Below are 25752 nucleotides of genomic sequence, written 5' to 3' on the forward strand. Positions count from 1 at the left end.
AGGTTATCTGACCTCTTCAACAAATGTTACGCGGTTGATCTCGTGCAAAGTCGTATGCCCGCCAAAGACCTTTTTTACGGCCGATTCGCGAAGGCTCGAAAGCCCTTCTTTTTCAGCCTGTCGACGGATCTCTGATCCTGGCCGTCTTTCAATTATCATTTCTCTGATGGCATCCGACATATCCAGAAGTTCATGGATCGCAGTTCGACCGCGATAACCGGTATGATTACAAGCGTCACAACCGACGTTACGGAATAAGACGCGATCCGAATGCTCTTCCGGACGCAAGCCCGATTCGAGAAGCTCTTGTTCCGTCGGCTCAAACGGCCGCTTACAGGTCGCACAAAGCAATCGGACGAGACGCTGAGCGAGTACACAGTTGAGCGACGACACGAAATTGTAGGGCTCGACACCCATATTGAGAAATCGACCGATCACATCGATAACGTTATTTGCGTGAACTGTTGTGAAAACGAGATGCCCGGTCAATGCCGACTGAATAGCGATCTGTGCTGTCTCTTCATCGCGTATCTCGCCGACCATGATCTTGTCCGGGTCGTGACGCAATATCGAACGAAGTCCACGTGCGAACGTGAGCCCTTTCTTTTCGTTCACCGGTATTTGCATTATTCCCTGCAACTGATACTCGACCGGGTCTTCGATCGTGATTATCTTGTCCTCGTCGTTTCTGATCTCGTTCAGTGCACCGTAGAGCGTCGTCGTTTTACCTGAGCCGGTCGGGCCGGTGACCAGGACCATACCGTAAGGTTCTTTGATGTAGATGCGAAACCTTCGAAGGTCGTCTTCATCGAACCCGACGACATCGAGGCTTAGATTCTTGAATTCCTCCGAGATCTGCTCCTTATCCAGAATACGAATTACGCAGTTCTCGCCGAAGGCCGAGGGCAGTATCGAAACACGAAAATCGACAGTCCGGCCTTTATATCTAACGCGGAACCGACCGTCCTGCGGTATTCGGCGTTCGGCAATATCAAGCTCGGACATCACCTTGATTCTCGATATAAGGGTCTGGTGATAGGCCATATCGATCGGGTCGACCTTGGCATAGAGTGCACCGTCGATCCTGAACTTGACCCGAACATCGCGGTCGCCTGCTTCGATATGAATGTCCGATGCTCTCGACTCCATCGCGTTGTAAACAATGGTGTCGACGAGTTTGATGATCGGCGACATATCGGCGTCAGTTGCAAGACGATCTAGGTCAAGAACTTCCTCGCCATGTTCCGTCTCTTTTACAAGTGATATCTTGAATCCGGATGCAGCTTCCTGAAGAACACGCTGTGTCGCATCGCCTTTCTTCAACACAACATCGATCGCTCCCTGAGTCGCGATGTACGGGACGATGCGAACATTCAGCGCATTCTCCATTTCATCGAGACGTTCGAGATTGGTCGGGTCGGCCATAGCCGCATGCAGGTTGCGGCCGTCACGCTTCAGCGGCACGAAATGATTCCGAAGCATCATTTCGACCGGTATCTTCGCAAGCTCTTCGTAATCGATGGGCGAAGGCTGATCGGGTGGCAGAAGATCAATGTATGGAAGTCTATAGCGTTTCGCGAGTTGTTTAGCCTCGACAACCTCGGGCGGCTCATTTTCCAGGAAATCGGATAATTCGATCTTAGGCGACGAAGTATTCGTGATTGTTTCAGTTTGCTGGTTCATTTTGAATCAAAGGTAACTTCATCGACGGCCCCCGCTCGGCCCGGACGATATAGTGTCGATGATCGGAAGATATATGGCTAGCAGAATTACTACGACTACGATCGCCATGAAAACGAGGATCAGAGGTTCCATCAGGGTCGTGAGTTGCTCGAGTTTGACCTCCGCCTCACCATCGTAAAATGACGCGACTTCGTCGAGCATCTCCCGAAGGCTGCCGGAGCGTTCTCCTATGCCGATCATATCCAGGCCAAGCTCAGGGATCCAATTTGCTTGCTCCAACGCCGCTGTGAACCCGTAGCCCTCTCGTATCAGATGGTGGACAGATTGACTGCGGCGGCGAAGCTCAAGATTGTTGATCGCCTGAGCCGCGATTTCCCAAGAATCCGGAACCGTAATGCCGCCTGACAACAATGTTGAGAGAGACCGCGCCAGTTGAGCTGTCGTCATCTGCCGTATCAGCGTGCCTGCTATAGGTATCTTGAGCAGTAATCTGTGAAGCAACAGTCGCCCGCTTTCGGTCCGTAGCCAAACTACCAGCGACAATATTATGATAAGGATCAACGGCAATAACCACCAAATATTTGCGGCCACAGCATTCGAGATCGCGAGTACGATGACTGTAACGGTCGGCAACCCACGATTCGCACTGAGTCCTTTGAACAGGTCCGACATCCTCGGAACTATGTAAAGCGTCAGAAACGCAACCATAAAACCCGACGCGGCAAGCAGAAACGCAGGGTAAGCAAGTGCGCCCCTGAGCTTTCGCGTCAGGTTCACATTTCGCCTCAGATAATCGACAAATCGAAGCAAAACGTCATCAAGGGCTCCGCTTTTTTCACCAGATAAGATCGATGCCGTATAGATCTTTGGAAATATTCCCTGAGCCTCAAATGCATCAGAAAGCGAAACACCGCTCTTGATCTTGTCCTCAACGCTTGCCAGTACTTCTCGCAGCGTTGCCGAAGCAGACCGGTTCTTCAGAAGTGAGATCGCCTGGAGGACCGGGATACCAGCACGCAGCAATGCGGAAAGCTGTTGGTTAAATAGTAAGAAGTCAGCTTGTCTGACCCTGGATTTCCCCCCGGATCGTCCAAATCGGAACGCCGACGCGATCCCTCCATCTGCTGGAGAAACAGTAAAGACCTTGTAGCCCTCATGTTCCAACTGGATCTTTGCGTCAGCCGCACCGGACGCCTCGACTATCCGTGTAACTATCTCACCGGAAGGCGTTCCCATCCGGCAAATGAATTCAGACATAAGAATAGATCATGCCCGTCCCAGGACGACGAGTTAGACTGCATTTAGACAAAGACACATGTTATGCAAAGGCAATAAGCCAATTCTATCACGCGTTTATCACGAAAAGGTTGCAATGGAATCTGTGAGAAATGTGAATCCACCCGGAACAACCTTCCGAAACATAGTTACATCTTAAGAATTATCTTGCGGAAGTTGTAGCTGTTACCTAAAATAAAAGAGTTCTTATAAACGGAGATACCTATGGGTCTGGCTGGTTTAGAGTTTCCGAACCGACACCTCGCATTGTCAGGTTTGAAAGCTGTTTTGATTTCGGCTGTCCTTTTTGTAGTTTCGATCTCTGCCCAGCAGCCCGAGGCGACACCGCCTATCGATGATGACCCGTCAAAACCCGTAACGATCAAGACCGATCTTGTAACCTTAACACTGACCGTTACGGATCTCTATGGTCGTTACGTATCTGGTTTGACGCGAAGTGCCTTTACCGTCATCGATAACAACAAGGAGCAGCAAGTCTCGTTTTTCAGCGATAGCGACGCCCCGGTCTCGGTCGGCATCCTTTTCGATGTCTCAGGCTCAATGAGCGGCGGCAAGATCGCGAAAGCGCGGACGGCGCTGCGCAGATTCATCAATTCGAGCCATCCGAACGACGAATACTTCCTGATCGCCTTCAACAGCCGAGCACAGTTGCTTCTCGACAGAACCCGCGATGGTGATGCCGTCCTGCAGAAGCTCACTCTTGTGAACCCGCGACAGAACACCGCTCTTTACGATGCGGTTTATCTTGGCATTGAACGTGTGACGCGAGGTTCCCATCAGAAGAAAGCTCTTTTGATCATTAGTGATGGTCAGGACAATTCATCCCGTTATAACTTCAATGAGGTCAGACGACTAATGAAGGAGTCTGACGTTGTGACATACGGGGTTGGGATCGTTGACAGCGGTGACATTGTGAGTTCGATAGGAATGCAGGGACAAGCGTTTCTAGATGAACTTGCTGCTGTAACTGGCGGAAAATCGTTCTACCCGAATACCGCGATCGAAATGGACGAGATCTTCGAACGGATCGCCTTAGAGCTCCGTCACCAGTATTCGATCGGGTACACCCCCACCGATTTCGAGCCTGACGGAAAATGGAGAAAGGTGAGAGTTAAGGTCAAACCCCCAAGGGGATTACCGCGTCTAACCGTTCGAAGCCGCGAAGGCTATTACGCGACGCCGGCTTCGACTTATCGTTAAAGAGCTGGTTCAAACTGAATGAAACGCCTGTTTTTTGCAATCTTCGCCGCTACCCTCATCGGCACTGCGGCATTCGAGGCCGAGATAACGAGTTCTACGGCTCAAACCATCGCGCGGGATCGCGTACTTAACGGGTCAGCGACCCCAACGCCAACACCCGCAGCCAAACCGTCCCCAACGCCGGAAGAGGACGAGGTGATCAAGGTCGAGACCGAGCTTGTAAACCTCAACGTCCGAGTCATAGACCGGACGAATCGGCCGATCAATAACCTCAAGCAATCCGAGTTCACGATCTTCGAAGATAACGTGCCGCAGCGGATCGAATTCTTTTCTCAATCAGAGGTGCCGACGAATTATTCGCTTGTTATCGACAATTCCGGTTCGCTCAGGCCCCAGATAAATGAAGTGATCGAGGCGAGCAAGATCATTGTCGGTACAAACCGCCCTGCAGACGAAACAAGCATAATTCGTTTTGTAAGCTCGGAAAAGATCGAAATAATGCAGGATTTTACTGCTAACAAGCAGGATCTAACGGATGCCCTTGAGAATCTGTATGTTGAAGGCGGTCGCACTGCGATCATCGACGCGGTTTATCTCGCACTTCAGCGTGTATCGAGCTACAAACAGTCCTCGGATAAGGACGATCGGAAACGGCGCGCGCTCATATTAGTGTCCGACGGCGATGACGTTAACAGCTATTATACGCAAAAACAGCTGTTCGACCTTCTTAGAGAGTCGGACGTCCAGATATACGCGGTCGGATTCGTGAAAGATCTCGACAGCAAAGACGGATTCGTTTCGAAAAGCACTCAATCGAAGGCAAGAGCCTTTTTGGAACGACTTGCTACGGAATCCGGCGGAAAGGCATATTTTCCCGGAGAAGTCTCGGAACTTAGGGGAATCGCGCAAGACATTGCGGGCGAGATGCGAACTCAGTATTCGATCGGCTATATTCCGACCAACGACCGCGAAGACGGAACCTTTCGCAACATAAAGGTCGTTGTCAACGATGGGCCAAATAAGCAGAAGCGTATCGCGATAACCCGATCAGGGCGCACGGCGGATGGGCCAGACGGCGCCCCGACGCTCCAAAGATCGAATTGAGACCAACCGCAAAATAGACTTTCATTATGGGAAAAAGACCGGCAGGCACAAATTAAGCCGGTCTTTTCGTCACTCGAGCGTAAGCCAAGCCTATTCGGGAACCGATCCCGAGATCTTTTTTCTTGTTGTTTCGCCCGTCACAACGACCGGGATGCCGGTCTCAACTTCTGAGTGCGGTCGCGGTATTACATGGACAGCCGTTACCGTACCTATCTTTCGTGCAGCTGCGGCACCGGCATCGACAGCCGCCTTCACGGCGCCGACCTCACCGCGAACAATCGCGGTCACGAGCCCTGCGTCGACCTTTTCGTAGCCAACGAGTTCAACGTTGGCCGCCTTTACCATCGCGTCCGAAGCTTCGATCATTGCAACGAGGCCCATACATTCGATCATTCCGAGTGCTTGCATAAAATTGGATCAACTCGATCTGCGCCGGCCCTTCAAGGCCTTATAAAAAAAAATCGCAAGAGCCAAAAGGATCGCTCCGCCAATAACGGCCCCAAAGAAAATTGCGACAACGATCTCCATTCAACGATTATATATTATCGCAAATACAATGCTGCGGTAATTATCAATAACGCGAGAAAAGCAAACAAAATACTGCCGATCATGAACGACAATGAAACGCCGCGTTTTGGCTGCCATTCGACAACGATCGGCTTTGCGGGTTCGCGTCTCGAGCGCCGACGGATCGCTGCCGCTGGTCGCATCGGCATTTCTGCCGGCGCAGCTGCTTCACCATTGTCACTCATAAGCCTCATATCCGCTTCTGACAAGTTATCGTTTGCAACGCTTTTGTCAGACGCCTTTTCAGCTTCGATCGGTATAGGCGTTTCGACTTCGTCGGCCGCGGCTTTCACACTTGTGCCGCAACCGTAACAGAACAAAGCCGCTTCTCGGATCTCGGCACCGCATTTCGTACAACTCAGTTCTTTGACTTCCGTCTTCGACATTAGGTCTATTTGCTTTGGGCGCGTCTGATCTCTTTCGCGATCTCTGCCGAAACACTCTTGAAATCCTCGGTCGTTTTTGGATAAACGGCCTTTCCGTCGGTTTCGCGCGCCAGCCGGTCAACTTGTTTCGATGTTTGCTTTGCGGCGGAAATGACAATGAAATGGAGTCGGATCTTGTTTGCCTTAGCTTTGATGATCAAATCATCGGGCCTGATCGCAGCATCCCGTTCTTCACCATCAGTGACAATGATCAACGACTTTAACAGAGCCGCACCCGAGCCCTCGGCTTCGACCATGAACGCCAACGATGCATTGATCGCATCAAGATAGGATCCGCGTCCGACCTCAGCGTAAACGTTTTCGACGGAATCGACCATTTCCGCCCGATTCGACGTAAGCTCCTGACGAACCACGATGTTGCCAGCGTCTGAGAATGTCATCAAAAAGGCCTGATCGCCTTCCTCGTTTTTCCGGACAACATCTGCAACGATCCGCACAGCTCGTTCGAGCATCAAACGAAACGCACCGGAATTGTCGAGTACGATGCCATATCGGACAACGTCTGTGGCGGGTTTCTCTGACCTCTCGTTATCTAAGGCGGATTGGCCATAAGTCGCATAAAGACACGATGCCGTAAGGATCAAGGCATAGAATAATCGAAAGATCTGCGTTCGTAGATCAGGTGCGAGCAAATATCTCCTTTTCTTCCCCGAGGTCGCGGGCTGATGGGGTCAAGATCGTTTTTGCGTGAATGAAGATCTTCTCACCCTTTTCCATCGCCGCCCTTACATCGTTCTCACTCACGAAATCGACCGGAGTCTTTTCTGACCCATTTTCGGTCAATGACTGCGGCCTCAGTTCGTGTATTATCGTTTTGACCGGCGATGGTTCGGCTTCGGCAAGTACGGATTTTGCAGTGGTTGATTCCGGCTTTGTATTGCCGATCCTCGAACTCAAAAACTTGTCGACGATCGACGCGATCTCTTCGCGTTTGACCGTGCGACGAACCGAGCCCCTGGGCATCTCTAAGTGGTCAAATGAAACTGGATCGTTCTTAAGTGGCCGATTGACCGGTTTTGTTTCAAATGCCACACGCTTGATATCCATCAGATGTATCGGCGATACGTTGTCGGACGTGACGTTTCCACCCCATGATCCGCAGCCGAGCGTCATTGAAGGAGCAAGATCCGTCGTGAGGCCGATCGCACCGTGAGTTGTGGGTGAATTTATTATCACCCGCGATGCCGGCATCTTTTCGCCAAATCGTATCGCAGCATCACGATCGTTCGTATGCATCCCCGCAGTATGTCCCATTCCGCCGAATTGGAGGATCTCTTGACACCGTTCGGCACCCGCTGTGACACCTTCGGCAACGAAGAATGCAAGCGTTGGCGAGAGCTTCTCGATCGACCACGGAAAGTCGCGTCCTACCCCAACGCAGTCGGCTATCAGACACCTTGTGCCGGGTGGGATCGTTATGCCGGAAAGGCCCGCAATATGCTCGGCCGACCTGCCAACAATTGCAGGATTCAGCGTACGCTGGTCGGTCAAAAGCACCCTTGCGACGCTGTCGGCCTCTGTCGGTGAAAGAAAGTGGCCGCCTTGCGAGCGAAACGCATCGCGAACCGCCTGTTCGATCGGGCGGTCGACAACGACAGACTGTTCGGAAGCGCAGATCGTGCCATTATCAAAACAGGTCCCGGTCAGAATATCGGCCACAGCCTTTGAAACGTTCGCAGACCGTTCTATGAAAACCGGTACGTTGCCGGGCCCAACGCCGAATGCGGGTTTACCTGAGGAGTATGCCGCGCGAACGAGTCCGATACCGCCTGTTGCCAGAATAACGGCGGTCTTGCGGTGTTTCATCAACGCTTCGGTGCCTTCGATCGTCGGATTCTCGATACAGTAGATCGCGTCAGCCGGCAAACCGTGCTTTATCGCGGCATCGCGCATCACCCTCGTGGTTTCACGAATGCAACTGGCGGCGGACGGATGGGGAGAAAGGACTATAGTGTTTCGCGATTTGATCGCGATGATGATCTTGAAGATCGCGGTCGATGTCGGGTTCGTTGATGGAATGATGGCGGCAACGACACCGCGAGGCGAAGCTATCTCGACTATGTTCGCATCGTTACGAATTACACCTACGGTTTTGAGAGTACGAAAATGATTCCAGACATCTTCGGCGGCAAAACGATTCTTTTCGCGTTTATCCTCAGCGTTTCCGAATCCGGTCTCTTCATGAGCCAGACGGCCGAGCCTTCCCCCATCTGCAAGCGCTGCGCCCGCCATCGCGCCGCAGATCTCGTCTATCTTTTCCTGGCCGAAATTTCCAACAATCGCAAAAGCACGATGGGCGGCCTCGACCGCATCGCGTGCTTCCTGCTGTGCAATTAGATCTTTGTCGCCCATCGATGGCAGCTATCTGTAGTCGGGTTGTGCGGCGGAACCTGTGAAGTTCGGTGAAACCCGGTATTAGCGGTTACTTTTGCCGGGACCTGCTTTTGTCGTCTGCCGCGATCGCTCCGCTTCCTTCGCCGGACGCCAACTGCTTACCGCCGCCGCCCCGAAGTGCCTTTTCGTCAGGACTGTAGCCGACCGCCCCGCCTTTCGGCAGGACTCGTTCGACCTCGTTGTGCGGCCTCGGGATGACATGAACGCTGATCAGCTCGCCCACGCGACGCGCCGCTGCCGCTCCGGCATCGGTCGCGGCTTTGACGGCACCGACGTCGCCACGCACAAAGATCGTCACGTAGCCCGCACCGATGTACTCTTTGCCGACCAGCTGTACGTTCGCTGCTTTGACCATGGCATCAGCGGCCTCGACCGCGCCAACGAACCCCTTGGTTTCGACCATTCCGAGTGCCTCTAAACTCATTAAAGAATCCTCTCTTATGCTTGTGAATGAAAACTTGATTGTCCGACCAGATTTAACCCTAAACGTAACACGCAGCAGACCATTTAATCAAGCCTGCTGCCTTTTTCAAATCGGAATCGAGTCGATTGACTTTTTGCACGTTCAAACGCTATATTTCAAGTTTACAGACTTTACGTCTCGTGGTCACTTTCGGCGCCGGTTCACGATCAAATGTCATTATCACTCGGTGAAAAATTGCGACAAGCTCGCGAGGAGCGGGGTATATCCATCAGTGAGGTGGCCGAGCAAACGCGTATCTCGTCGCTTTACCTCGAATCCATCGAGAACGATGACTACAAACCGCTGCCGGGCGGTATTTTCAATAAGGGTTTCGTAAAGTCGTACGCAAAATTCATTGGCTTGGATGAGCACGAGGCCCTTCAGGACTACGCCAAGATCCTTGCAAAAGGTGAAGGGGTCAGCGATGAACTTCGAATATACAAACCTGAGGTATTGACCGACGATCGGGCGACCCATTCGATGGTCCCGACTATCATTTTTGCCGGTATCATCCTGGCTTTGATGACCGGCGGAGTGCTTTTTCTCGTAAACTACATCCAGAATCAGCCTGATTCGCCGACGCCGTCACCAGAGAACGCCCGAGGCAACAGCAACGCCGTAAGTAATTCGCAGGCGACGGGAACGAACAGCACACCGGCCGTTAACGTTCCCGCAATGGAAACGCTTAAGGTCGAATTTCGTGCGGTCGCCGATCCCGTATCGTTGACGTCCGTGACCGACGGCAGAAACAACTCGACCCTTGTTAATTCTGCTGCACCGGTGACCTTCGAACCGAAGCAGTCTCTGAAGCTGAGTTACTCGAAAGCGTTGGCTGAATCGGCCCAGCTTCTCATCAACGGCAGGCTTATCGGATTGCCGAAGTCTCCGGCCAATCCGCGGCGTGCGGCGATCGAATTCGAGATCAACAAGGACAACATCGCGCAGATCTGGCAATCGGGTGCGATCACATTCGAGGTTCCCGAGGTCCCGGGCGCGACCCCGGAAGCGACACCCGATGCTACGACCGTGACGCCGCCGGTTTCGACGCCGCCCGTTATAAATCGGGCCGTTCAAACCCCGACGCCGTCAACGACTCCGACGCCGTCAGCGAATTCGGCCACGGCGCCGGCAAGGACGCCGGCCGTGCCGGTCCGTACGCCGACCCCGGCAGCAAGGCCAGCCGCGACGGCAACGCCCGCAGCTACACCGGAAAGGCGATGAAACGACACGTTGAACCGATTATTGCGACTTGAAAACAGATGATGCTCCGGGTGCCTGCAGATACAATGCGGGCTTTTTTGTAAGAATTGACCGATGGTGGCGGTATCACTTGCCGGCGTAACGCAGGTGGCCCGGATCAGTCGGCCGACCAGATAATTGATTATGCAAATCGAAGAGATCCGCGAAGGGCTTACCTTCGACGACGTTCTGCTTACTCCGGCCTATTCCGACGTGCTGCCGGGCGAGGTCGACACGAGGACGAGATTCTCGCGCGGGATCGAGCTAAATATCCCGCTATGTTCTTCGGCGATGGACACCGTCACCGAGGCCTCGCTTGCGATCGCGCTCGCGCAACAGGGCGGGATCGGGGTCATCCATAAGAATTACGGGATCGAAGAGCAGGCCGAAGAGGTCGATAAGGTCAAACGCAGCGAATCGGGGATGATCGTCGATCCGGTAACGATCCACGCCTCGGCTCTTGTTTCGGAAGCTCTGAACATCATGGAGCGCTACAAGATCAGCGGCGTTCCCGTGATCGACGACGCCGGTTTGCTCGTCGGCATCATCACCAATCGCGACCTGCGGTTCGAGACGCGTTTCGATATCGCCGTTTCTGAGGTGATGACGCCGCAGCCGCTCGTGACGGTTCCGGTCGGAACGACGCTTGACGAGGCCAAAGTAAAGCTGCAGAAGCACCGCATCGAGAAGCTGCTTGTCGTTGATGACGACGGCCATCTCAAGGGCCTGATCACGGTCAAGGACATTCAAAAGGCGATACGGTTCCCGCACGCGGCAAAGGACGGGCTCGGGCGTCTCAGATGTGCCGCGGCGATCGGCGCGACCGGCGATTTTCTGGAAAGGGCCGGAGCCTTGATCGCCTCGCGAGCCGACGCGATCGTTATCGACACCGCCCACGGCCATAGTTCGCGTGTGATCGATGCCGTGAAAGCGATCAAAGCCAGGTTCCCCGACGTCGAACTCGTTGCCGGCAACGTCGCCACCGCCGAAGCGACGAAAGCTCTGATCTCAGCCGGCGTCGACGCGGTCAAGATCGGTATCGGGCCCGGATCGATCTGCACTACGCGCGTCGTCACCGGTGCGGGCGTTCCGCAGATAATGGCGATCTTTGACGCGGTCGGTGCCGCACGCGGGTCGAATGTGCCGATCATCGCCGATGGCGGAGTAAAATTTTCGGGCGACGTTGCCAAGGCGATCGCCGCCGGTGCCGATTGCGTAATGATCGGGTCGCTTTTCGCCGGGACCGAAGAAGCTCCGGGCGAAGTGATACTTTTCCAGGGGCGGAACTTCAAGACCTATCGCGGCATGGGTTCGATAGGCGCAATGAAGAAAGGCTCCAGCGACCGCTACGCCCAGGAAGGCACGACCGCCGATTCGAAGTTCGTCCCCGAGGGCATTGAGGGCCGCGTCGCATACAAAGGCTCGGTCGCCGACATGGTCACCCAGCTGATCGGCGGGCTCAGGGCCGGAATGGGTTACACCGGCTGTCGCAACATCAACGAACTTCAGAATAACGCCCGATTTGTCAGGATAACCTCGGCCGGGCTTCGCGAATCGCACGTCCACGACGTGATCATCACAAAAGAAGCGCCGAATTACCGGATCGAATCGTAAGATGGGCTTAAAGGCTACCGCGATCGCGATAGCCGAAATTGCGGAAAGGCCAGCATCGGACGCCGATGTTCAGGGCGTGGTCACGACGTTGACCGTGTCAGACAGCAGGCCGACCGGTGTGTTGTCCTGCAGATAACGGGCTCGGATCTGGACGGCACGCGGCAGGTTGCCCGGGCTCGCGGCAATTGTCAGCTGGGCGGGCGATTTGAAAAAGCTGCCGGCCGTGGACCACGCCGCGTCGTTATCGACCTTGGTCTCGATAGCTATGCCTTGCGTCTTGCCGCGGACAAATTCGACCATCACGACATTTGCCGGCATCGCCTTTGCCTTTAGCGAAGGCTGTAGATCATCGGGCGCGATGCTCGAACTCGCCGCCGGAATGATGCCGAGCAGTTCGCCCTCTTCAGGCGAATAATTTGGCGCGACGCGGATGCGTTCGACCAGGGCGATGAGCCGCTCGAATATTCCCGGATCGACCGTCGGTACAAGCGCAAATACGGGCGGAGCGGGCACGACGGCGGCCGGTTCGCCGATGTCACCCTCGGTTATCAACTTTCGATATGCAGTCATTCCCTGCGAGAACGATTCGACCGTGACGGCCGTTGCCGCAAGCCATTGAAACGCCGAATTGTCGTCGTCCACCGCCGTCACATCGGCAGGCGCAAACCCGAGCCCGGCCGCCAGCGCCGAAAACTGATCGCGAAAATTCTGAAACCACGCTGCACGGTCCTGCAGCGTCGTCGGAAACCATCCTTTTGACGGAATTCCCATAAACTTGCTCCTTAGATTTTTGATTTGATCCGCCCGAAAGGCCCGCGACCCTGGGCCGCCAAAGATGGGGGCTGCGGCCTTGGGCCCGCCGAGCGATGCTCAAATGCAGTTGTGTAAATGAGCGGGAGCGAGGTGCAGAAAATGCCAAAAGCAGGGTTCTAAGCTGGCGTTCGGCACTCCACGCGAAACGCAACCGTCATCTAGAACCCTGCTTTGAGAATCAGAATTATATAAACAAACTATTTCTGACTGCAAGCGGTTTTTTTCAGCCTGTGACTTACGCCGTTCGAGTCTGCGCTTCCGCATTGCTGCGATCGGTTTCTTGTGCGGAGATCGGCATTTCCGCATCGCCGATCGCCATTTCTTGCATAGAAATGCCGGTTTCTTGCGTGGAAATGCCGGTTTCCTGCGTGGAAATGCCGGTTTCTTGCGAAGAAATGCAGGTTTCCTGCGTGGAAATGCCAATTTCCTGCGTGGAAACGCGGATTTCTTGCGTGGAAACGCCGGTTTCTTGCGTGGAAATGCCGGTCTCTCGCGTGGAAATGCCGACCGTACCGCGATAAACGCCGACCATTCCTCGCTATTTGCTCGCTTTTCCGCCCATCGAAATTCATCTTTCCGCAGTAAACACGGGCGTTTGCGATGTTTCCGCACCGCTGGCCGGCGCTCGAGAAGACAGATCAAGACAGAAATTTCGCGTGATCGCATGCGTGACGGCGATTTTCTGAAAGTGATTTCCAGCCTCAATGGAAAAAAAATAATCAAAATCGCATTTGTCTCAAAAATTAACGCAAAAGCCCATTTTGATTCCGTCCCTTAACGTTAAGGACAAAAAGTGGTTTCAACTTACTGGATCGGCGCCGATGGTTATTCCGAATCGATGCGGTCTCCCGATCGAGGATTCAGGCACTACAGTTGAAGCGTTTGGTTTATCCGTTTTGGCGATAGACAAGAGAGGTCGTTGGTCTCGTAAATGCCCTCTCCGTAAGCAGTGCACGATCCGTTACTTCAGCGAACAGGAGAATGATGCGTTCCGTCATTTGTTCACTGAATTTTTTGCACCCAAGCAAAAGGAGTCAATCATGTCTCATTCTTCGTTTCGAATGCCGAACCCTCACCGAAAGCTGCTTTTCGGTGGGAGTGTGGTCGTAGCCTTCGCTTTTGTTGCTCTGGGCATTTTCGCCAGCAACGGATGGCTCCCCCGAACAGACCCATTAAGCGGTGAAAAGACCGGCTGGTTTGGGCGCAAGCTACCTCGCAACTCGTCGAGCAGTTGGAACCTGTTTTCCGTCCCCACCCCTACTCCTACGCCCCAGCTCTCGAAAGAATATATCTATGCCGGTTCCAGGCTGTTGGCGGTCGAGGACGACAACGCGAACGCCGCACCGCCTGCCGATCTGGCCGTCTGGCGGCCATCGACCGGGGTCTGGTGGGTTCTTGGCGGGCCTGGTTCACAGCAGACCACTTTCTCGTGGGGAACCTCCGGCGACATACCCGTGCCCGGCGATTTCGACGGCGATGGTAAAACGGACTTTTCGGTATTCCGGCCGGCCGAGAACGAATGGTGGATCTACCTTTCGAGCAGCAGCACCTACTACAGCGTCGAATTCGGGGCAGCGAACGATATAACGGCTCCGGCGGACTACGACGGCGACGGAAAGACGGATGCCGCGGTATTTAGGCCTTCTAACGGAACCTGGTATATCACGCGAAGCTCTGATAGCGGCACCACGATAATTCAGTTCGGGCTTTCGACCGACGTGCCCGCACCGGCCGATCACGACGGCGACGGCCGTGCCGACATCGCTGTTTGGCGCTCGTCCAATCAGACGTTCTATTCGGTCAACAGCAGTAACGGCGTGCTGCAATCGCCATCCTTCGGCAGCAGCACCGCGGTTCCCGTCCCGGCCGATTACGACGGCGACGGAAAGGCAAACTACGCACTCAGGAACGGCAACAGTTGGGTCATTCTCAACGCCGCTTTCACCGGCACCTCATCGGTAACGTGGCAGGAAGCGGGCGACATCGCCGTCCAGAACGATTACGACGGCGACGGCATCGTCGACATCGCCGTCTGGCGGCCCTCCAACGGAACGTGGTACATCCGCCAATCAAGCAGACTCGGCCAACAGGACGAACTCCGCCAGGTTCAATGGGGAATGACCGGCGACATACCAGTACCATCGTTTTACAGGAGATAATTAATTCAATCTAAGGTGATACATTCGATCTAAAGGCAATGAAGACAACACTTCCGGCTTTTCACACATTGAGACATCGAGGGCATTGATATGAAGATCAAGATTTTTACCAACAACAGCGACGGCAAACGATCACTGGTAAATATTAGCATATTTGTTCTTTTCGGTTTGTTTGCATTAAGTCCCGATTTATTGGGTCAAAATACCCAAACCACCAGAAACAAGGCCGACCAGAATCTGAAGTCATCGGCGGGTAAATCCTGTCACTTTTGCGATGGAGTTTTCTTTACCATTTGGCAACTATCAGGGGAGAAACGGCAATTCAACGCCTTTTGTCTTGAATTACTCTTCGAAAGTTTGGGAATCCGAGATGTTCAATTTCCGAAGAGAGATATATTCAGTTCCTGCAAACGGAGTCTATAATTATGAGGAATTGCAAAGCTATGATATTACCTTCGAGTTCGCCAGAAAAACGATAGCAGGCTGGACAAGTAGTTTACAAAGTGTCGCGATAATACTCGAAGAAGAGACTTATGACCAGTATGGGGATAAGTACAGGCAGGGTCTTACCCAGGTAGTTGAAGAATCTTGTCAAGATCCAGTTTTCGAAGACTGGATATGTGAGGTCTATTCAGTTTGGATAGCAGAGATAGGCACTGAAGTGTGCTCCTCGGGCCGTGCTTTCTTTATTTCATGGTTGTGTTTCAATCCACATACTGAACAGCCGGAGTTCCTTTATGTTGATCATAGTTGTATGCCGTCACCAGTGCCGACGCCCGAACCGACACCCGAGCCCACGCCGTGGCCAACCCCAACCCCAACGCCCCCTTTGCCGGAACCGCCCCCGCACATTCCGGACGTTCCTCATCTTGTTGGGAGGCTTAGACTGCAAATGCCGAACGGTTCCACAGTTGAGTTTCGTCACAGTGACGAGGTTTGTGATCTTTCAGGGAACTCTGGACAATGCGATTGGGCCACGTCAAATACCTATCTTGCCGTTGATGGTTCAGGAATGCGTTTCCAAAAGAACGAAATTCAGCCAAATAATGAGACACGAAGTGTGCTTTATTTTCCTAATGGAAGTAAGTATTTGTTTCCAGTAGGTGGAACACCGCCTGGACAATACTACGAAACGGCAAACATCGTTGTGGATCGGAACGGTAACAAATCTACATATGACAATTCTAATAACACATGGACTGATACCCTTGGGCGAACAGTTAGAGATCCATTATATAACCCTCTAAATCTTGAAAGACCAGTAAGTGGAGTTCAATCTTTTGATCTAACGGGAATTGACGGGAGTCAGGTTTCATACTCGCTCGTGTGGAAGCGACTCCAAGACGCATTTGAGGACCCTCTAAATTCTCAAATCAAGTATCTCGGGGAGGACAAATGTACATGGCTGCAGAATAGTCCGGTAAGCGGGACTTTCCTATTTCAAAACCAGGAAATGGGACCGCTTGATGACCAAATTTTGAATGGAGTCCGTTATATTCGCAGACAAAGAGGCTGTGCGTCTATGTTTGGTGGAGAAAACCCGCCGCTTTTCAATCCTGTGGTTCTGTCAGAGATTATTATGGCCGACGGATCAAAGTACGAATTTCTCTACAATGAGTATGCAGAGATAACCTTGATTCGCCATCCGACAGGAGCGTATGAAAAATTTGAATATGGTAAGGTTCGTGCGATAGGTGTGACTGCTTTGGAGGTCTATACTCAGACAAATCGCGGAGTTTTACGACATATTATTAGCGAGGACGGGACCGCGAATTCGGAGATCGAGTATTTGTACAGAGAGATAGATACTTCTTTAGGAAGCGCTCATGCAGTTTTCAACCCTGATGGGAGTAAAACGGAACGAGTGCTATACGAGTCTGCCGGTTCGAGCTTTGGCTTTGAAGACCCGCGTAATGGGATGGCGAAAGAAGAACGTACTCGCGACGCCAACGGACATTTAATCTCAAGAAGACTTAATGATTGGGAAGTGTTAGGGCCTCAAGGACCTAACGCCTACCAACACGCTGCACGCGATCCACGGGTAAAACGCAACGTCACAATTGTATTCGAGGCCGGGTCGAACAGCGCGTTGGCGACGATGACGGTCAATGAGTTTGATGACGCAGGCAGCAGTGACCCTGAGCATTTTTCGCATCTGAACGTTAAACGGACAATCAACTATCACTACAAAGTTCTGAACAAGGCGGATATCGATGATGAGCAATTGTCATGGGCGACCATTGAAAGTGAAAACTGGTTCAGTAATGTGCCGATAGCCTCGATCACAGAGACGGATTACTCCTATGATCCCGACTACAAGGCTCGGGGGATAACGAGCAGGCCGGTTGAGACGCGGGTTTTGAATCCGGCGAATCCGAACGATGTGCTGGCCAAGACGCAATTCGTATACGACGAAGCGGCCTATTTTGATAACAATTACACGACTACGAACTGGGTAGATCCAAACTCGACGCTTCGTGGGAATGTGACGACCACGCGAACCTGGAACAAAGACACCGATACCTGGCTCGAATCCCACACGATGTACGACAACTTCGGCAACGTCCGTAAGGTTTGGGATGCATCGGGGACGCGACGAAGTTCGCCGAGACCCAGTACGATCCGCTCTACAAATACGCCTATCCGACGAAGGTGATCACGCCGGCGCCTGATCCGACGAACACGCATGGGACGAATCAGGCTTCGACGGCCGAGACGACCTATGATTTCTCGACCGGACTGCCGTTGACGGTGAAGGATGATTTCGGGCAGATCACGCGGACCGAATATGACGCCCAGCTTCGGCCTTGGCGAGTCTTTGCGGAGAACTTTACTGCGCCTGAAACGCAAACCATTTACGGGGTTCCGGACGCTAATGGGCAGCTTCCTACGAACCAGCGGTTCGTAAAGGTCCGGAAGCAGATCGACGCGAACAACTGGGACGAGGCCACGACCTGGATGGACGGGCTTGGCCGGACGATAAAGACGCAGGCCGCGGACAGTCAGGGCGATGTCTTTGTAGAGACCTTTTACGATCAGTTCGGCCGAGTCGAGCGGGTGACCAACCCCTACCGGCAGGGCGACGCGGTTTATTGGTCAAAAACGCGATACGACGCCGCCGGGCGGGCCGTTGAGACCTTCGCACCGGCAACGCTGGCAGATATAACTGCAAACAATCTGACCAGCCGTGGGACGACCGCGTTCGATATTTCAATCGTTAACGACGCTTCGGGCAATTTTGTCGGCACTGTCGTAACGACAACCGACGCAAGCGGCAGGAAAGGCCGCTCGATCACGAACGCTCTCGGGCAGCTTCTCCGAGTCGACGAACCGAACGCAATCGGCGGCACCGAAGAAGCCGACCTAGGCACTCTTGCGCTTCCCCACCAACCGACATCCTACCGGTATGACCATTACGGCAAAATGGTCGAGGTTACACAGGGCGTGCAGAAGCGGTGGTTCAAGTATGACTCGCTTGGGCGGCTTATACGCGTACGGCAGCCTGAGCACGAAGTGAATACGGCGTTGGACCTTCCCGATACCTACAATACCTCGGGCCAGTGGACCGCCGGTTTTACTTACGACGTGATGGGCAACGTCCTGACGGCGACGGACGCCAACGGCGTGACGATCACAAATACCTATGACCGAGTTGGCCGGGTAAAGACAAGAAGCTATTCAGGTGAGCCGCAAGGACAAACCACGCCCGCGGTCAGCTTCTATTATGACGGCAAGGGGCTCGCGCAGCTGCAAACTCCGCACAATTTTGCCAAGGGCAAGTTGACGAAGGTAGACAACACGGTCTCCGAGACACAGTATCAGGTCTTTGACAATCTCGGTCGGATAACACAGATGGCCCAGATCACCGACGGCCAGACCTACACCTCGAAATACACCTACAACTTCTCGGGAGCGTTGATCGAGGAAGAGTATCCCTCGGGCCGCAAGGTGAAGAACGAGTTTGAGTCAGACGGCGACATCGCTCGAATATACGGAAAGGCAACGCCGACTGCGACCGAAAGAACGTATGCAAATTCGTTCAGCTACATGCCTGACGGCAGGATCGAAAAGCTGAAGCTGGGCAATGGGCTTTGGGAGGCTGCGAAGTTCAATACCCGTTTGCAGGTGACGGAATTTGCGCTTGGCCATGGGCCGGAATCGGGCAACCTGTGGAAGCTGCAGAAGGAATACGGTGAGCTTCAGTCGAATGGCACTGTTGACGCAAGTAAGAACACAGGGAACATCGCCCGGCAGACGCTTTCGTTTGATGGCCTCCCGCAGCCCTTCGTAACAGGGTACGAATACGACTCACTTTACCGGCTCGTCAACGCGAAGGAGACGCAGAACGGCACGCGGACGTGGGAACAAGGGTTTACCTATGACCGTTATGGCAATCGGCTGAGCCACGACAAATTCATTGGTGCGTCGCAGATCGCTCAGACGAACCTTTCCCACCCGACGATCGATGCGGACACGAACCGCTTTACAGCCGGGCAGGGCTACGCCTTTGACAAGAACGGCAATCTGGTCACGGACCCGGCCGATTCGGGGCGGAGCTTTGTCTTCAATGGCGACAACAAGCAGGCGGAGGTCCGCGGGCCGAGCAATGAGCTGATCGGCGAGTATTTCTACGACGGCGAGGGCAGACGCGTCAAGAAGCACCGCTACGTCGGCGGGGTTCTGACCGAGGTGACGGTCTTTGTTTACTCGGCCGGGAAGCTCGCCGCTGAGTATTCGACCGCACCGCCCGAACAGAATCCGACGACGAAATGGACTGTCACGGACCAGTTAGGCTCGCCGAGGGTTTTGGTTGATACCCTCGGGCAAGTCGTCTCCCGCCGCGACTTCATGCCCTTTGGCGAGGAGATCACGCCCGACGGAACTCACCGCACAACAGACCTGAAATATAACTTCGGCGACAACGTCCGCCAGAAATTCACCGGCTATCAAAAAGACGAAGAAACCCAACTAGACTTCGCCGAAGCCCGAATGTACGAGAACCGCCACGCGAGATTCACCGCCGTCGATCCTCTCCTTGCTTCTGGTAAGAATGCCAATCCCCAAACATTCAATCGTTACGTGTACGTCTTAAACAATCCGTTAATTTTTACTGATCCGACAGGACTGCAGACTACGACCGTTCCAGGGCGATGGTTCAACCCTAATCAACCCAACAAGCGATTTGAATACATTAAGAACGGAGCCACAGTACCCGAAGGATATACTGAAGTTACGACTACGAATAAGAGGGGTGAGTTGATCGCACCCGGCATGGGCATAGAGGAATGGGAGGTTATTCGATTTAATCCGAATGGCCCGTTTGATGGACGCTTTCTCGATATCGATGATTGGCTCTGGATGTCACAATATGAATACTCTGGCTGGGATGTAATTAGAAATGATGTCGCGCAAGATGCATTCATGAGATCGGGCGCGGTTCAGGACGTTAGTGTAGAATTATTCACATTCGGAATGCCAGTGGCTCGTGGAGCTGGTGCGGTTCTCCGCTCAGGTGCCGGGAGTCGACTTACGGCCCAGCAGTTCGCAGACGATGCTTTCGTCGATATCTATCAACCACGGCTTTTGGAATCACCGACCACAGTTAAGCATCACATCTTTAATGTGTTTCGGGGGAACTCTCCAAAATCTGATTTTTATAGACAATTCTTCAAAACTCACGGGATTGACGTCGAAAAATATGGTGTGGAAATACCCGAAGCTATGCATAAAAAATTCATTCATGGGGCTGGTAATAATTGGACGACAAGATGGAAGCAGTGGATCGATGCAAATCCAAATGCAACAACAAAAGAGGTCTATCAGTTTGCGGGACAACTAATGGATGAGTATGGTTTGAGCGGATTACCGATAATTCCGTTACGCTAATATCAAATTTTGACGTTATGAATATTTTGGTTACAAAGGAATTGGAGAGCATTTTTGCCATGATTCTCCTTGAAGATAAATCAGAGAATGAATGGGCCGAAATTGAATCCGACGATATGTTCCAGTCCAAACATTTTTGTGGTGGCTTTGATGCTACCGAACGCGCTTTTTGTTTTAGTTATTATGACGATGACGGAATAGAGTATTGGTTTCAATTATCCTTGTCAGAGATTTTGGTAATTGTCGAACAAGGTAGCGGAGTAATAAAAGCACGGCCTGCGGGTTAAAAGAACCTATTGATACCTAAATATGATCCAGATGCGGCTTGGGATGGGCGATGGGAAACCGCGAAGTTCAACAATCGGATGCAGGTAACCGAATTGGGTCTTGGGAATTCTGCGACGGATGCGAGCGTTTGGAAGACTGATTATGAATACGGCGAGCTGGACGAAAACGGAAACGTTGTAACGGCGAAGAACACGGGAAATATTGCCAAGCAAACGCTGACTGTTCCCGGAACTAGCTTCACTCAGAGTTACAAATATGATTCGCTGTATCGGCTGACCGAGGCGGCAGAGAAGACCGGAACGGAAACGAATTGGTCGCAGGTTTTCAACTATGATTGTTACGGTAACCGCACTTTCTTAAATCAGTTTATCGGCTCGCTTAACCTAAACACGACACCCGCGATCAGCGAAAGCTCGAATCGTTTCACGAGCACGGATTTTGGCTATGACAAAAATGGAAATGTCATTGCCGACATCGATCAGATCAGCAATCTCCCGCGCCAGTTCATCTTCAACGGCGACAACAAACAATCGGAAGTAAAACGCGACGGCGTGACCATCGGCCGTTACTATTACGACGGCGAAGGCCGCAGGGTCAAGAAAGTTACCGACACCGAGACGACCGTTTTCGTCTATTCCGCCGGGAAGCTCGTTGCGGAGTATTCGACGCAGGTTTCCCAGTCGCCGAGCGTCGCCTACACGACGACGGATCATCTGGGCACGCCGCGGGTGATCACGGACCAGTTCGGGCAGGTGAAGGCCCGCCGGGACTTCATGCCCTTTGGCGAGGAGCTTTACACGGGCGTCGGCGGCCGGACGGGCGACACCGGCCTCAAATACTCCTCCAACCAGGACGACATCCGCCAGAAATTCACCGGTTACCAAAAAGACGAAGAGACCCAACTCGACTTCGCCGAAGCCAGAATGTACGAGAACCGCTTCGGAAGATTCACAGCCGTGGATCCACTTCTTGCAAGTGGAAAGTCGTCAAACCCACAAACGTTTAATCGATTCGTCTATGTTGGAAACAATCCGCTGTTCTGGGTCGATCCGACCGGGTTGATTTGGGGCATCAATGACAGGAATCAGGTTAAGTGGTTCGATAAGAAGCTTGGAAAGGGCTTCAAAGAATTTACTCCTGAACACTGGCAGTACGTCGGGGCTAACAATCGAATCACCCAACTCGATCCGAACAGCTCTTATTGGTCCTATGTGTTCCCCGTAAATGTCGTAGCCCCGCAGAACCAAAATCTGGATTTCCTCCTCGGATTCAAACGCGGTTACGATGACTCGATCTCCGGAGCAAGAAAAGGGGCGGAGAATTTTGCTTATGGCATTGTCAATACAGTCACAGACGAGTTGACGGGAGGCAGCATTCGTGAGCGGCTTGGCTTTCAGAATCCCCTTCAAATCGAAAGACAGCAGTATAATAGTCTAACCGAAGCGAAGTTCGGATTTGGGACCGAGTTCGGTCTCGCGGTAGGAACGCTTAAAGGTGGGAGTGTCCTTTCCGCTGGGCGCGGGTCTTCGATATCAGTTGTTCCTGAAATTAGTCCCGCAAAGCGCAATTTGATTCAGGATCTTTTACAAATGCAGAGAATGAAGGGAGATGTTGACATCGCACCGGGAACCGCATTTGAGGCAACAAAGCTGGGGAGGGCATGGGTAAACAAAGCAAATGTTCGACCTATGACTATAAAAGACGGAATTGGCTGGACGGACGGCATAAGAAGTTTTCGGTTGCAGTTCAAGCCAAAAAGCAATGAATGGAAGGCGAACTTTCAAGAAAACACCCAGATTTTTAGTTCGATTCGAAACAGCAGCCAGACCATTCAAATAAAGAATGTTCATATGACAATAAAAAACATGCGGCCGTTGAGGTGACCTATGACGAGAACTAAGTTCAATGTCGATGAACTGAATATTATTAGTTTAGAACAGGGGAATAATGAGAGCGATTTCTATGCGCAAGTGCATTGTGAAATTTCAGAAGTCGGAAAACCTGGTGGCGAAGCGATACTTGTATATGTTGCTGGTGTAGAAAGAACCCCACATTTGTTTGCGTCAGACAGCAACGTACTTTGGCGCCCAGATCTATTGATTGTAAAGACGTTTGATACTCGCGAAATAATTGGAACTATTCAGCGACTGGTCGATAAAGGCCGACCTGAGAATTGGAACCAACTTCAGGAGCAACTTAGTCCCTATTTTTCTTGGATTTAAATTTGAGGCAATTAAAGCTGGTGTCTTGCGGATCGTGTAGATTTGCGGATGGCACGGTTGATGCAAGCAAGAACACCGGGAACATCGCCCGGCAGACGCTTTCGTTTGACGGGCTTCCACAGCCCTTCGTAACAGGGTACGAATACGACTCGCTTTACCGGCTCGTCAACGCGAAGGAGACGCAGAACGGCACGCGGACGTGGGAACAAGGGTTTACCTATGACCGTTATGGCAATCGGCTGAGCCACGACAAGTTCATCGGTGCGTCGCAGATCTCGCAGACGAATCTTACCCACCCGACGATCGACGCGAACACGAACCGCTTTACAGCCGGGCAGGGCTACGCCTTTGACAAGAACGGCAATCTGGTCACGGACCCGGCCGATTCGGGGCGGAGCTTTGTCTTTAATGGCGACAACAAGCAGAAGGAGGTCCGCGGGCCGAGCAATGAGCTGATCGGCGAGTATTTCTACGACGGCGAGGGCAGACGCGTCAAGAAGCACCGCTACGTCGGCGGGGTGCTGACCGAGGTGACGGTCTTTGTTTACTCGGCCGGGAAGCTCGCCGCTGAGTATTCGACCGCACCGCCCGAACAGAATCCGACGACGAAATGGACTGTCACGGACCAGTTAGGCTCGCCGCGGGTTTTGGTCGATAGCCTCGGGCAAGTCGTCTCCCGCCGCGACTTCATGCCGTTTGGTGAGGAGATTTTCCCTGACGGAGTTCACAGAACAACGAGTCTGAAATACACGTATGCCGATAATGTTCGTCAAAAGTTTACCGGCTACGAACGGGATAATGAATCTGGGCTGGACTTCGCTCAGGCCAGATACTTTGCTTACAACCACGGACGTTTTACCAGTCCAGACGATTTTTTCAACGACAGTCACGTCTCCAACCCTCAAAGCTGGAATCTTTATGCTTATGTGAGGAACAACCCTCTGTCGTTTATTGATCCGACCGGAATGATGACCGATTTTATCGATGTAGGAACAGGAGAAAGAAAACGTATCGAAGACGGAAAAGATCAAGTGATCGCGGCACAAAGCGAAGATATAAAACAGTTCCAAAAAGAATTTGCCTCTGATAGAGATGCCTACAATCACCGGCTAGGGGTTTTTGAGTCTTCAGCTAATAACCTACATATGACGAATGCTCAGTTTGATAACTTGGCAGGAGTCATTTACGCCGAGGCATCTAATAACGCTCCCTGGACAGAAGCGGCTGGTATTCACGGCGTCCTTAGAAACAGGGCTGCGGCTGACGGAACTTCAGTTTCAGACCAAGCTACGGTCGCCAATGGGATTTACGGGGCCGGAGAAGCAGAGAAGAAAAAAATATCTGACCCAAATGCCTCGACAGCTAAGAGAAACGCTGTATATAAAGGGCTAGCGCTTTCGATTGTAGCCTTTGCAGTAAACGGCTCTGATTTATCGGGCGGAGCATATTTCTGGCACGGCACCGATTTTAGACGGCCTACTGCTGGTTCAACAGCACACGAAAGTTTTTATCGATCTGGATTTCAGTTCACTTCTCCTTCTCATGACATTTGGAATCTTGGCAGCCGAAGGTCGGGAAACAGCCGCTATGACTATAAGTACCAGTCAACGGCAGCTTTCGGACAAACGACGTTCATGAAACTGACCGAGGCATGGATGAAAGCAAATGGCGCCAACACTTGGCGAGGAACAAGGAGGTAACCGATGCGCTTAATATCGATAAGTTTCTTATTTTCTATCCTTTGGGGATGCTCAAGTGGCGAATCGGCTCGTTTGATCGAACAAGGCCAAGCACATGATGTCGTTGGGAACAGCAGTCCGGCAAATACTGCTGTCAATGCACCAACACCGGGCGTCGTTAAAGGCGATGAAAAAGCCCTTGTCATTAAAGGCGGCGGTCAAACCTGCGAAGAATATCTTTTGAAAAAGATTGCAAAGGAAAAAGCTGGCGTCGGTCGAACGGTAAAACTAAAAGACTTCAACACCGACGACGAAACTCTTCCGCCTGAACTTAAAGAATGGCTTCAAACAAGCATACACATGGAGATGCTTGCTACGTTCGAGTTACGAACTAAAAAGAAGGAGGCTTTGATACTTCGTGCAAATATTGCAAGAGCTACAGGTATCGCAGCCAACTTTGCAAATTGGTTTATTCAGCTAGATAACCGTTCGATTAACTTTCGAAGTTTGTCTAAAAATCCTGAACTCATTTTTTGGGACAAAGATGGTTTGCTCAATTACTACTCGGTTGACTATGGAAGCATATTCCTGGAAAACAGAGATTGGGACAATGTCACCTTAGACTTGCAGCGATTCACGATAGACGCTGAGGGCAAATCTCAGTTAATAAGTGAAGAACAAAATGTAAAGTGTAAATAA

General features: G+C 52.3%; 21 protein-coding genes. 12 read left to right on the top strand and 9 right to left on the bottom strand.

Annotated elements, in window-relative coordinates; translation table 11 throughout:
• Window positions 1-3: 3 nt before the first annotated feature.
• Entirely contained in the window at window positions 4-1683 is a 1680-nt protein-coding gene (locus tag IPM28_04355) for a type II/IV secretion system protein (GenBank protein MBK9172225.1), read from the bottom strand.
• Between the two features lie 18 nt (window positions 1684-1701).
• On the bottom strand, window positions 1702-2940 hold the full coding sequence (locus IPM28_04360) for a type II secretion system F family protein (protein MBK9172226.1): 1239 nt from the start codon (window positions 2938-2940) through the stop codon (window positions 1702-1704).
• A gap of 243 nt (window positions 2941-3183) precedes the next feature.
• On the opposite strand from IPM28_04360, the gene IPM28_04365 reads away from it, so the two are divergent.
• A complete protein-coding gene (locus IPM28_04365) occupies window positions 3184-4179 on the top strand; it encodes a VWA domain-containing protein (GenBank protein ID MBK9172227.1) in 996 nt (331 codons plus the stop codon).
• Between the two features lie 18 nt (window positions 4180-4197).
• Window positions 4198-5283: a VWA domain-containing protein gene (locus tag IPM28_04370; GenBank protein MBK9172228.1), complete on the top strand. Its 1086-nt coding sequence runs from the start codon at window positions 4198-4200 to the stop codon at window positions 5281-5283.
• Between the two features lie 90 nt (window positions 5284-5373).
• Here the strand turns inward: IPM28_04370 and IPM28_04375 are convergent, their stop codons facing one another.
• The 5 genes from IPM28_04375 to IPM28_04395 form a co-directional block, all read right to left on the bottom strand.
• On the bottom strand, window positions 5374-5691 hold the full coding sequence (locus IPM28_04375) for a BMC domain-containing protein (protein MBK9172229.1): 318 nt from the start codon (window positions 5689-5691) through the stop codon (window positions 5374-5376).
• 134 nt (window positions 5692-5825) lie between these two features.
• Entirely contained in the window at window positions 5826-6236 is a 411-nt protein-coding gene (locus tag IPM28_04380) for a zinc ribbon domain-containing protein (GenBank protein MBK9172230.1), read from the bottom strand.
• A 5-nt stretch (window positions 6237-6241) separates the two neighbouring features.
• Complete coding sequence (locus IPM28_04385; protein MBK9172231.1) at window positions 6242-6928, bottom strand: VWA domain-containing protein; 687 nt, start codon at window positions 6926-6928, stop codon at window positions 6242-6244.
• Entirely contained in the window at window positions 6915-8648 is a 1734-nt protein-coding gene (locus IPM28_04390; GenBank protein ID MBK9172232.1) for an aldehyde dehydrogenase family protein, read from the bottom strand. Before IPM28_04390 ends, IPM28_04385 begins: the two co-directional genes overlap by 14 nt.
• A 70-nt stretch (window positions 8649-8718) precedes the next feature.
• The gene (locus IPM28_04395; protein ID MBK9172233.1) at window positions 8719-9114 is read right to left on the bottom strand and encodes a BMC domain-containing protein; all 396 of its coding nucleotides are present in this window, start codon (window positions 9112-9114) and stop codon (window positions 8719-8721) included.
• A 210-nt stretch (window positions 9115-9324) separates the two neighbouring features.
• On the opposite strand from IPM28_04395, the gene IPM28_04400 reads away from it, so the two are divergent.
• Complete coding sequence (locus IPM28_04400; GenBank protein ID MBK9172234.1) at window positions 9325-10374, top strand: helix-turn-helix domain-containing protein; 1050 nt, start codon at window positions 9325-9327, stop codon at window positions 10372-10374.
• A 162-nt stretch (window positions 10375-10536) separates the two neighbouring features.
• Complete coding sequence (guaB, locus tag IPM28_04405) at window positions 10537-12006, top strand: IMP dehydrogenase (GenBank protein MBK9172235.1); 1470 nt, start codon at window positions 10537-10539, stop codon at window positions 12004-12006.
• 69 nt (window positions 12007-12075) lie between these two features.
• On the opposite strand, the gene IPM28_04410 is transcribed toward guaB, so the two are convergent.
• Window positions 12076-12777 (bottom strand): hypothetical protein, encoded by a 702-nt coding sequence (locus IPM28_04410; protein MBK9172236.1) that lies wholly within the window; start codon window positions 12775-12777, stop codon window positions 12076-12078.
• Window positions 12778-13054: 277 nt separating this feature from the next.
• Complete coding sequence (locus tag IPM28_04415) at window positions 13055-13351, bottom strand: hypothetical protein (protein MBK9172237.1); 297 nt, start codon at window positions 13349-13351, stop codon at window positions 13055-13057.
• Window positions 13352-13859: 508 nt separating this feature from the next.
• Here IPM28_04415 and IPM28_04420 point away from each other — a divergent pair.
• The 8 genes from IPM28_04420 to IPM28_04455 all read left to right on the top strand — a co-directional run bounded on the left by IPM28_04420 (window position 13860) and on the right by IPM28_04455 (window position 25752).
• Complete coding sequence (locus IPM28_04420; GenBank protein MBK9172238.1) at window positions 13860-14978, top strand: VCBS repeat-containing protein; 1119 nt, start codon at window positions 13860-13862, stop codon at window positions 14976-14978.
• A 274-nt stretch (window positions 14979-15252) separates the two neighbouring features.
• Complete coding sequence (locus tag IPM28_04425) at window positions 15253-17634, top strand: hypothetical protein (protein MBK9172239.1); 2382 nt, start codon at window positions 15253-15255, stop codon at window positions 17632-17634.
• Window positions 17553-20864: a DUF2380 domain-containing protein gene (locus tag IPM28_04430; GenBank protein MBK9172240.1), complete on the top strand. Its 3312-nt coding sequence runs from the start codon at window positions 17553-17555 to the stop codon at window positions 20862-20864. Before IPM28_04425 ends, IPM28_04430 begins: the two co-directional genes overlap by 82 nt.
• Window positions 20865-20881: 17 nt before the next feature.
• Complete coding sequence (locus IPM28_04435) at window positions 20882-21151, top strand: hypothetical protein (GenBank protein MBK9172241.1); 270 nt, start codon at window positions 20882-20884, stop codon at window positions 21149-21151.
• Between the two features lie 78 nt (window positions 21152-21229).
• Window positions 21230-23035: a hypothetical protein gene (locus tag IPM28_04440; GenBank protein ID MBK9172242.1), complete on the top strand. Its 1806-nt coding sequence runs from the start codon at window positions 21230-21232 to the stop codon at window positions 23033-23035.
• A gap of 3 nt (window positions 23036-23038) precedes the next feature.
• Window positions 23039-23374, top strand: a complete 336-nt coding sequence (locus IPM28_04445) for a hypothetical protein (protein ID MBK9172243.1) — start codon at window positions 23039-23041, stop codon at window positions 23372-23374.
• Between the two features lie 2 nt (window positions 23375-23376).
• The gene (locus tag IPM28_04450; GenBank protein MBK9172244.1) at window positions 23377-25074 is read left to right on the top strand and encodes an RHS repeat-associated core domain-containing protein; all 1698 of its coding nucleotides are present in this window, start codon (window positions 23377-23379) and stop codon (window positions 25072-25074) included.
• 3 nt (window positions 25075-25077) lie between these two features.
• Window positions 25078-25752 (top strand): hypothetical protein, encoded by a 675-nt coding sequence (locus IPM28_04455; GenBank protein ID MBK9172245.1) that lies wholly within the window; start codon window positions 25078-25080, stop codon window positions 25750-25752.

This window comes from Chloracidobacterium sp. (assembly GCA_016716305.1).
Classification (GTDB): domain Bacteria; phylum Acidobacteriota; class Blastocatellia; order Pyrinomonadales; family Pyrinomonadaceae; genus OLB17.

Bases quoted from the DNA above. Each gene is read 5' to 3' on its own strand.
- IPM28_04455 (MBK9172245.1), top strand. From the start codon at position 25,078: ATGCGCTTAATATCGATAAGTTTCTTATTTTCTATCCTTTGGGGATGC.
- IPM28_04375 (MBK9172229.1), bottom strand. From the start codon at position 5,691: ATGCAAGCACTCGGAATGATCGAATGTATGGGCCTCGTTGCAATGATC.
- IPM28_04440 (MBK9172242.1), top strand. From the start codon at position 21,230: ATGCAGGTAACCGAATTGGGTCTTGGGAATTCTGCGACGGATGCGAGC.
- IPM28_04445 (MBK9172243.1), top strand. From the start codon at position 23,039: ATGACGAGAACTAAGTTCAATGTCGATGAACTGAATATTATTAGTTTA.
- IPM28_04370 (MBK9172228.1), top strand. From the start codon at position 4,198: ATGAAACGCCTGTTTTTTGCAATCTTCGCCGCTACCCTCATCGGCACT.
- guaB (MBK9172235.1), top strand. From the start codon at position 10,537: ATGCAAATCGAAGAGATCCGCGAAGGGCTTACCTTCGACGACGTTCTG.
- IPM28_04415 (MBK9172237.1), bottom strand. From the start codon at position 13,351: ATGGTCGGCGTTTATCGCGGTACGGTCGGCATTTCCACGCGAGAGACC.
- IPM28_04390 (MBK9172232.1), bottom strand. From the start codon at position 8,648: ATGGGCGACAAAGATCTAATTGCACAGCAGGAAGCACGCGATGCGGTC.
- IPM28_04400 (MBK9172234.1), top strand. From the start codon at position 9,325: ATGTCATTATCACTCGGTGAAAAATTGCGACAAGCTCGCGAGGAGCGG.
- IPM28_04435 (MBK9172241.1), top strand. From the start codon at position 20,882: ATGAATATTTTGGTTACAAAGGAATTGGAGAGCATTTTTGCCATGATT.
- IPM28_04395 (MBK9172233.1), bottom strand. From the start codon at position 9,114: ATGAGTTTAGAGGCACTCGGAATGGTCGAAACCAAGGGGTTCGTTGGC.
- IPM28_04425 (MBK9172239.1), top strand. From the start codon at position 15,253: ATGGAGTTTTCTTTACCATTTGGCAACTATCAGGGGAGAAACGGCAAT.
- IPM28_04380 (MBK9172230.1), bottom strand. From the start codon at position 6,236: ATGTCGAAGACGGAAGTCAAAGAACTGAGTTGTACGAAATGCGGTGCC.
- IPM28_04355 (MBK9172225.1), bottom strand. From the start codon at position 1,683: ATGAACCAGCAAACTGAAACAATCACGAATACTTCGTCGCCTAAGATC.
- IPM28_04365 (MBK9172227.1), top strand. From the start codon at position 3,184: ATGGGTCTGGCTGGTTTAGAGTTTCCGAACCGACACCTCGCATTGTCA.
- IPM28_04410 (MBK9172236.1), bottom strand. From the start codon at position 12,777: ATGGGAATTCCGTCAAAAGGATGGTTTCCGACGACGCTGCAGGACCGT.
- IPM28_04360 (MBK9172226.1), bottom strand. From the start codon at position 2,940: ATGTCTGAATTCATTTGCCGGATGGGAACGCCTTCCGGTGAGATAGTT.
- IPM28_04420 (MBK9172238.1), top strand. From the start codon at position 13,860: ATGTCTCATTCTTCGTTTCGAATGCCGAACCCTCACCGAAAGCTGCTT.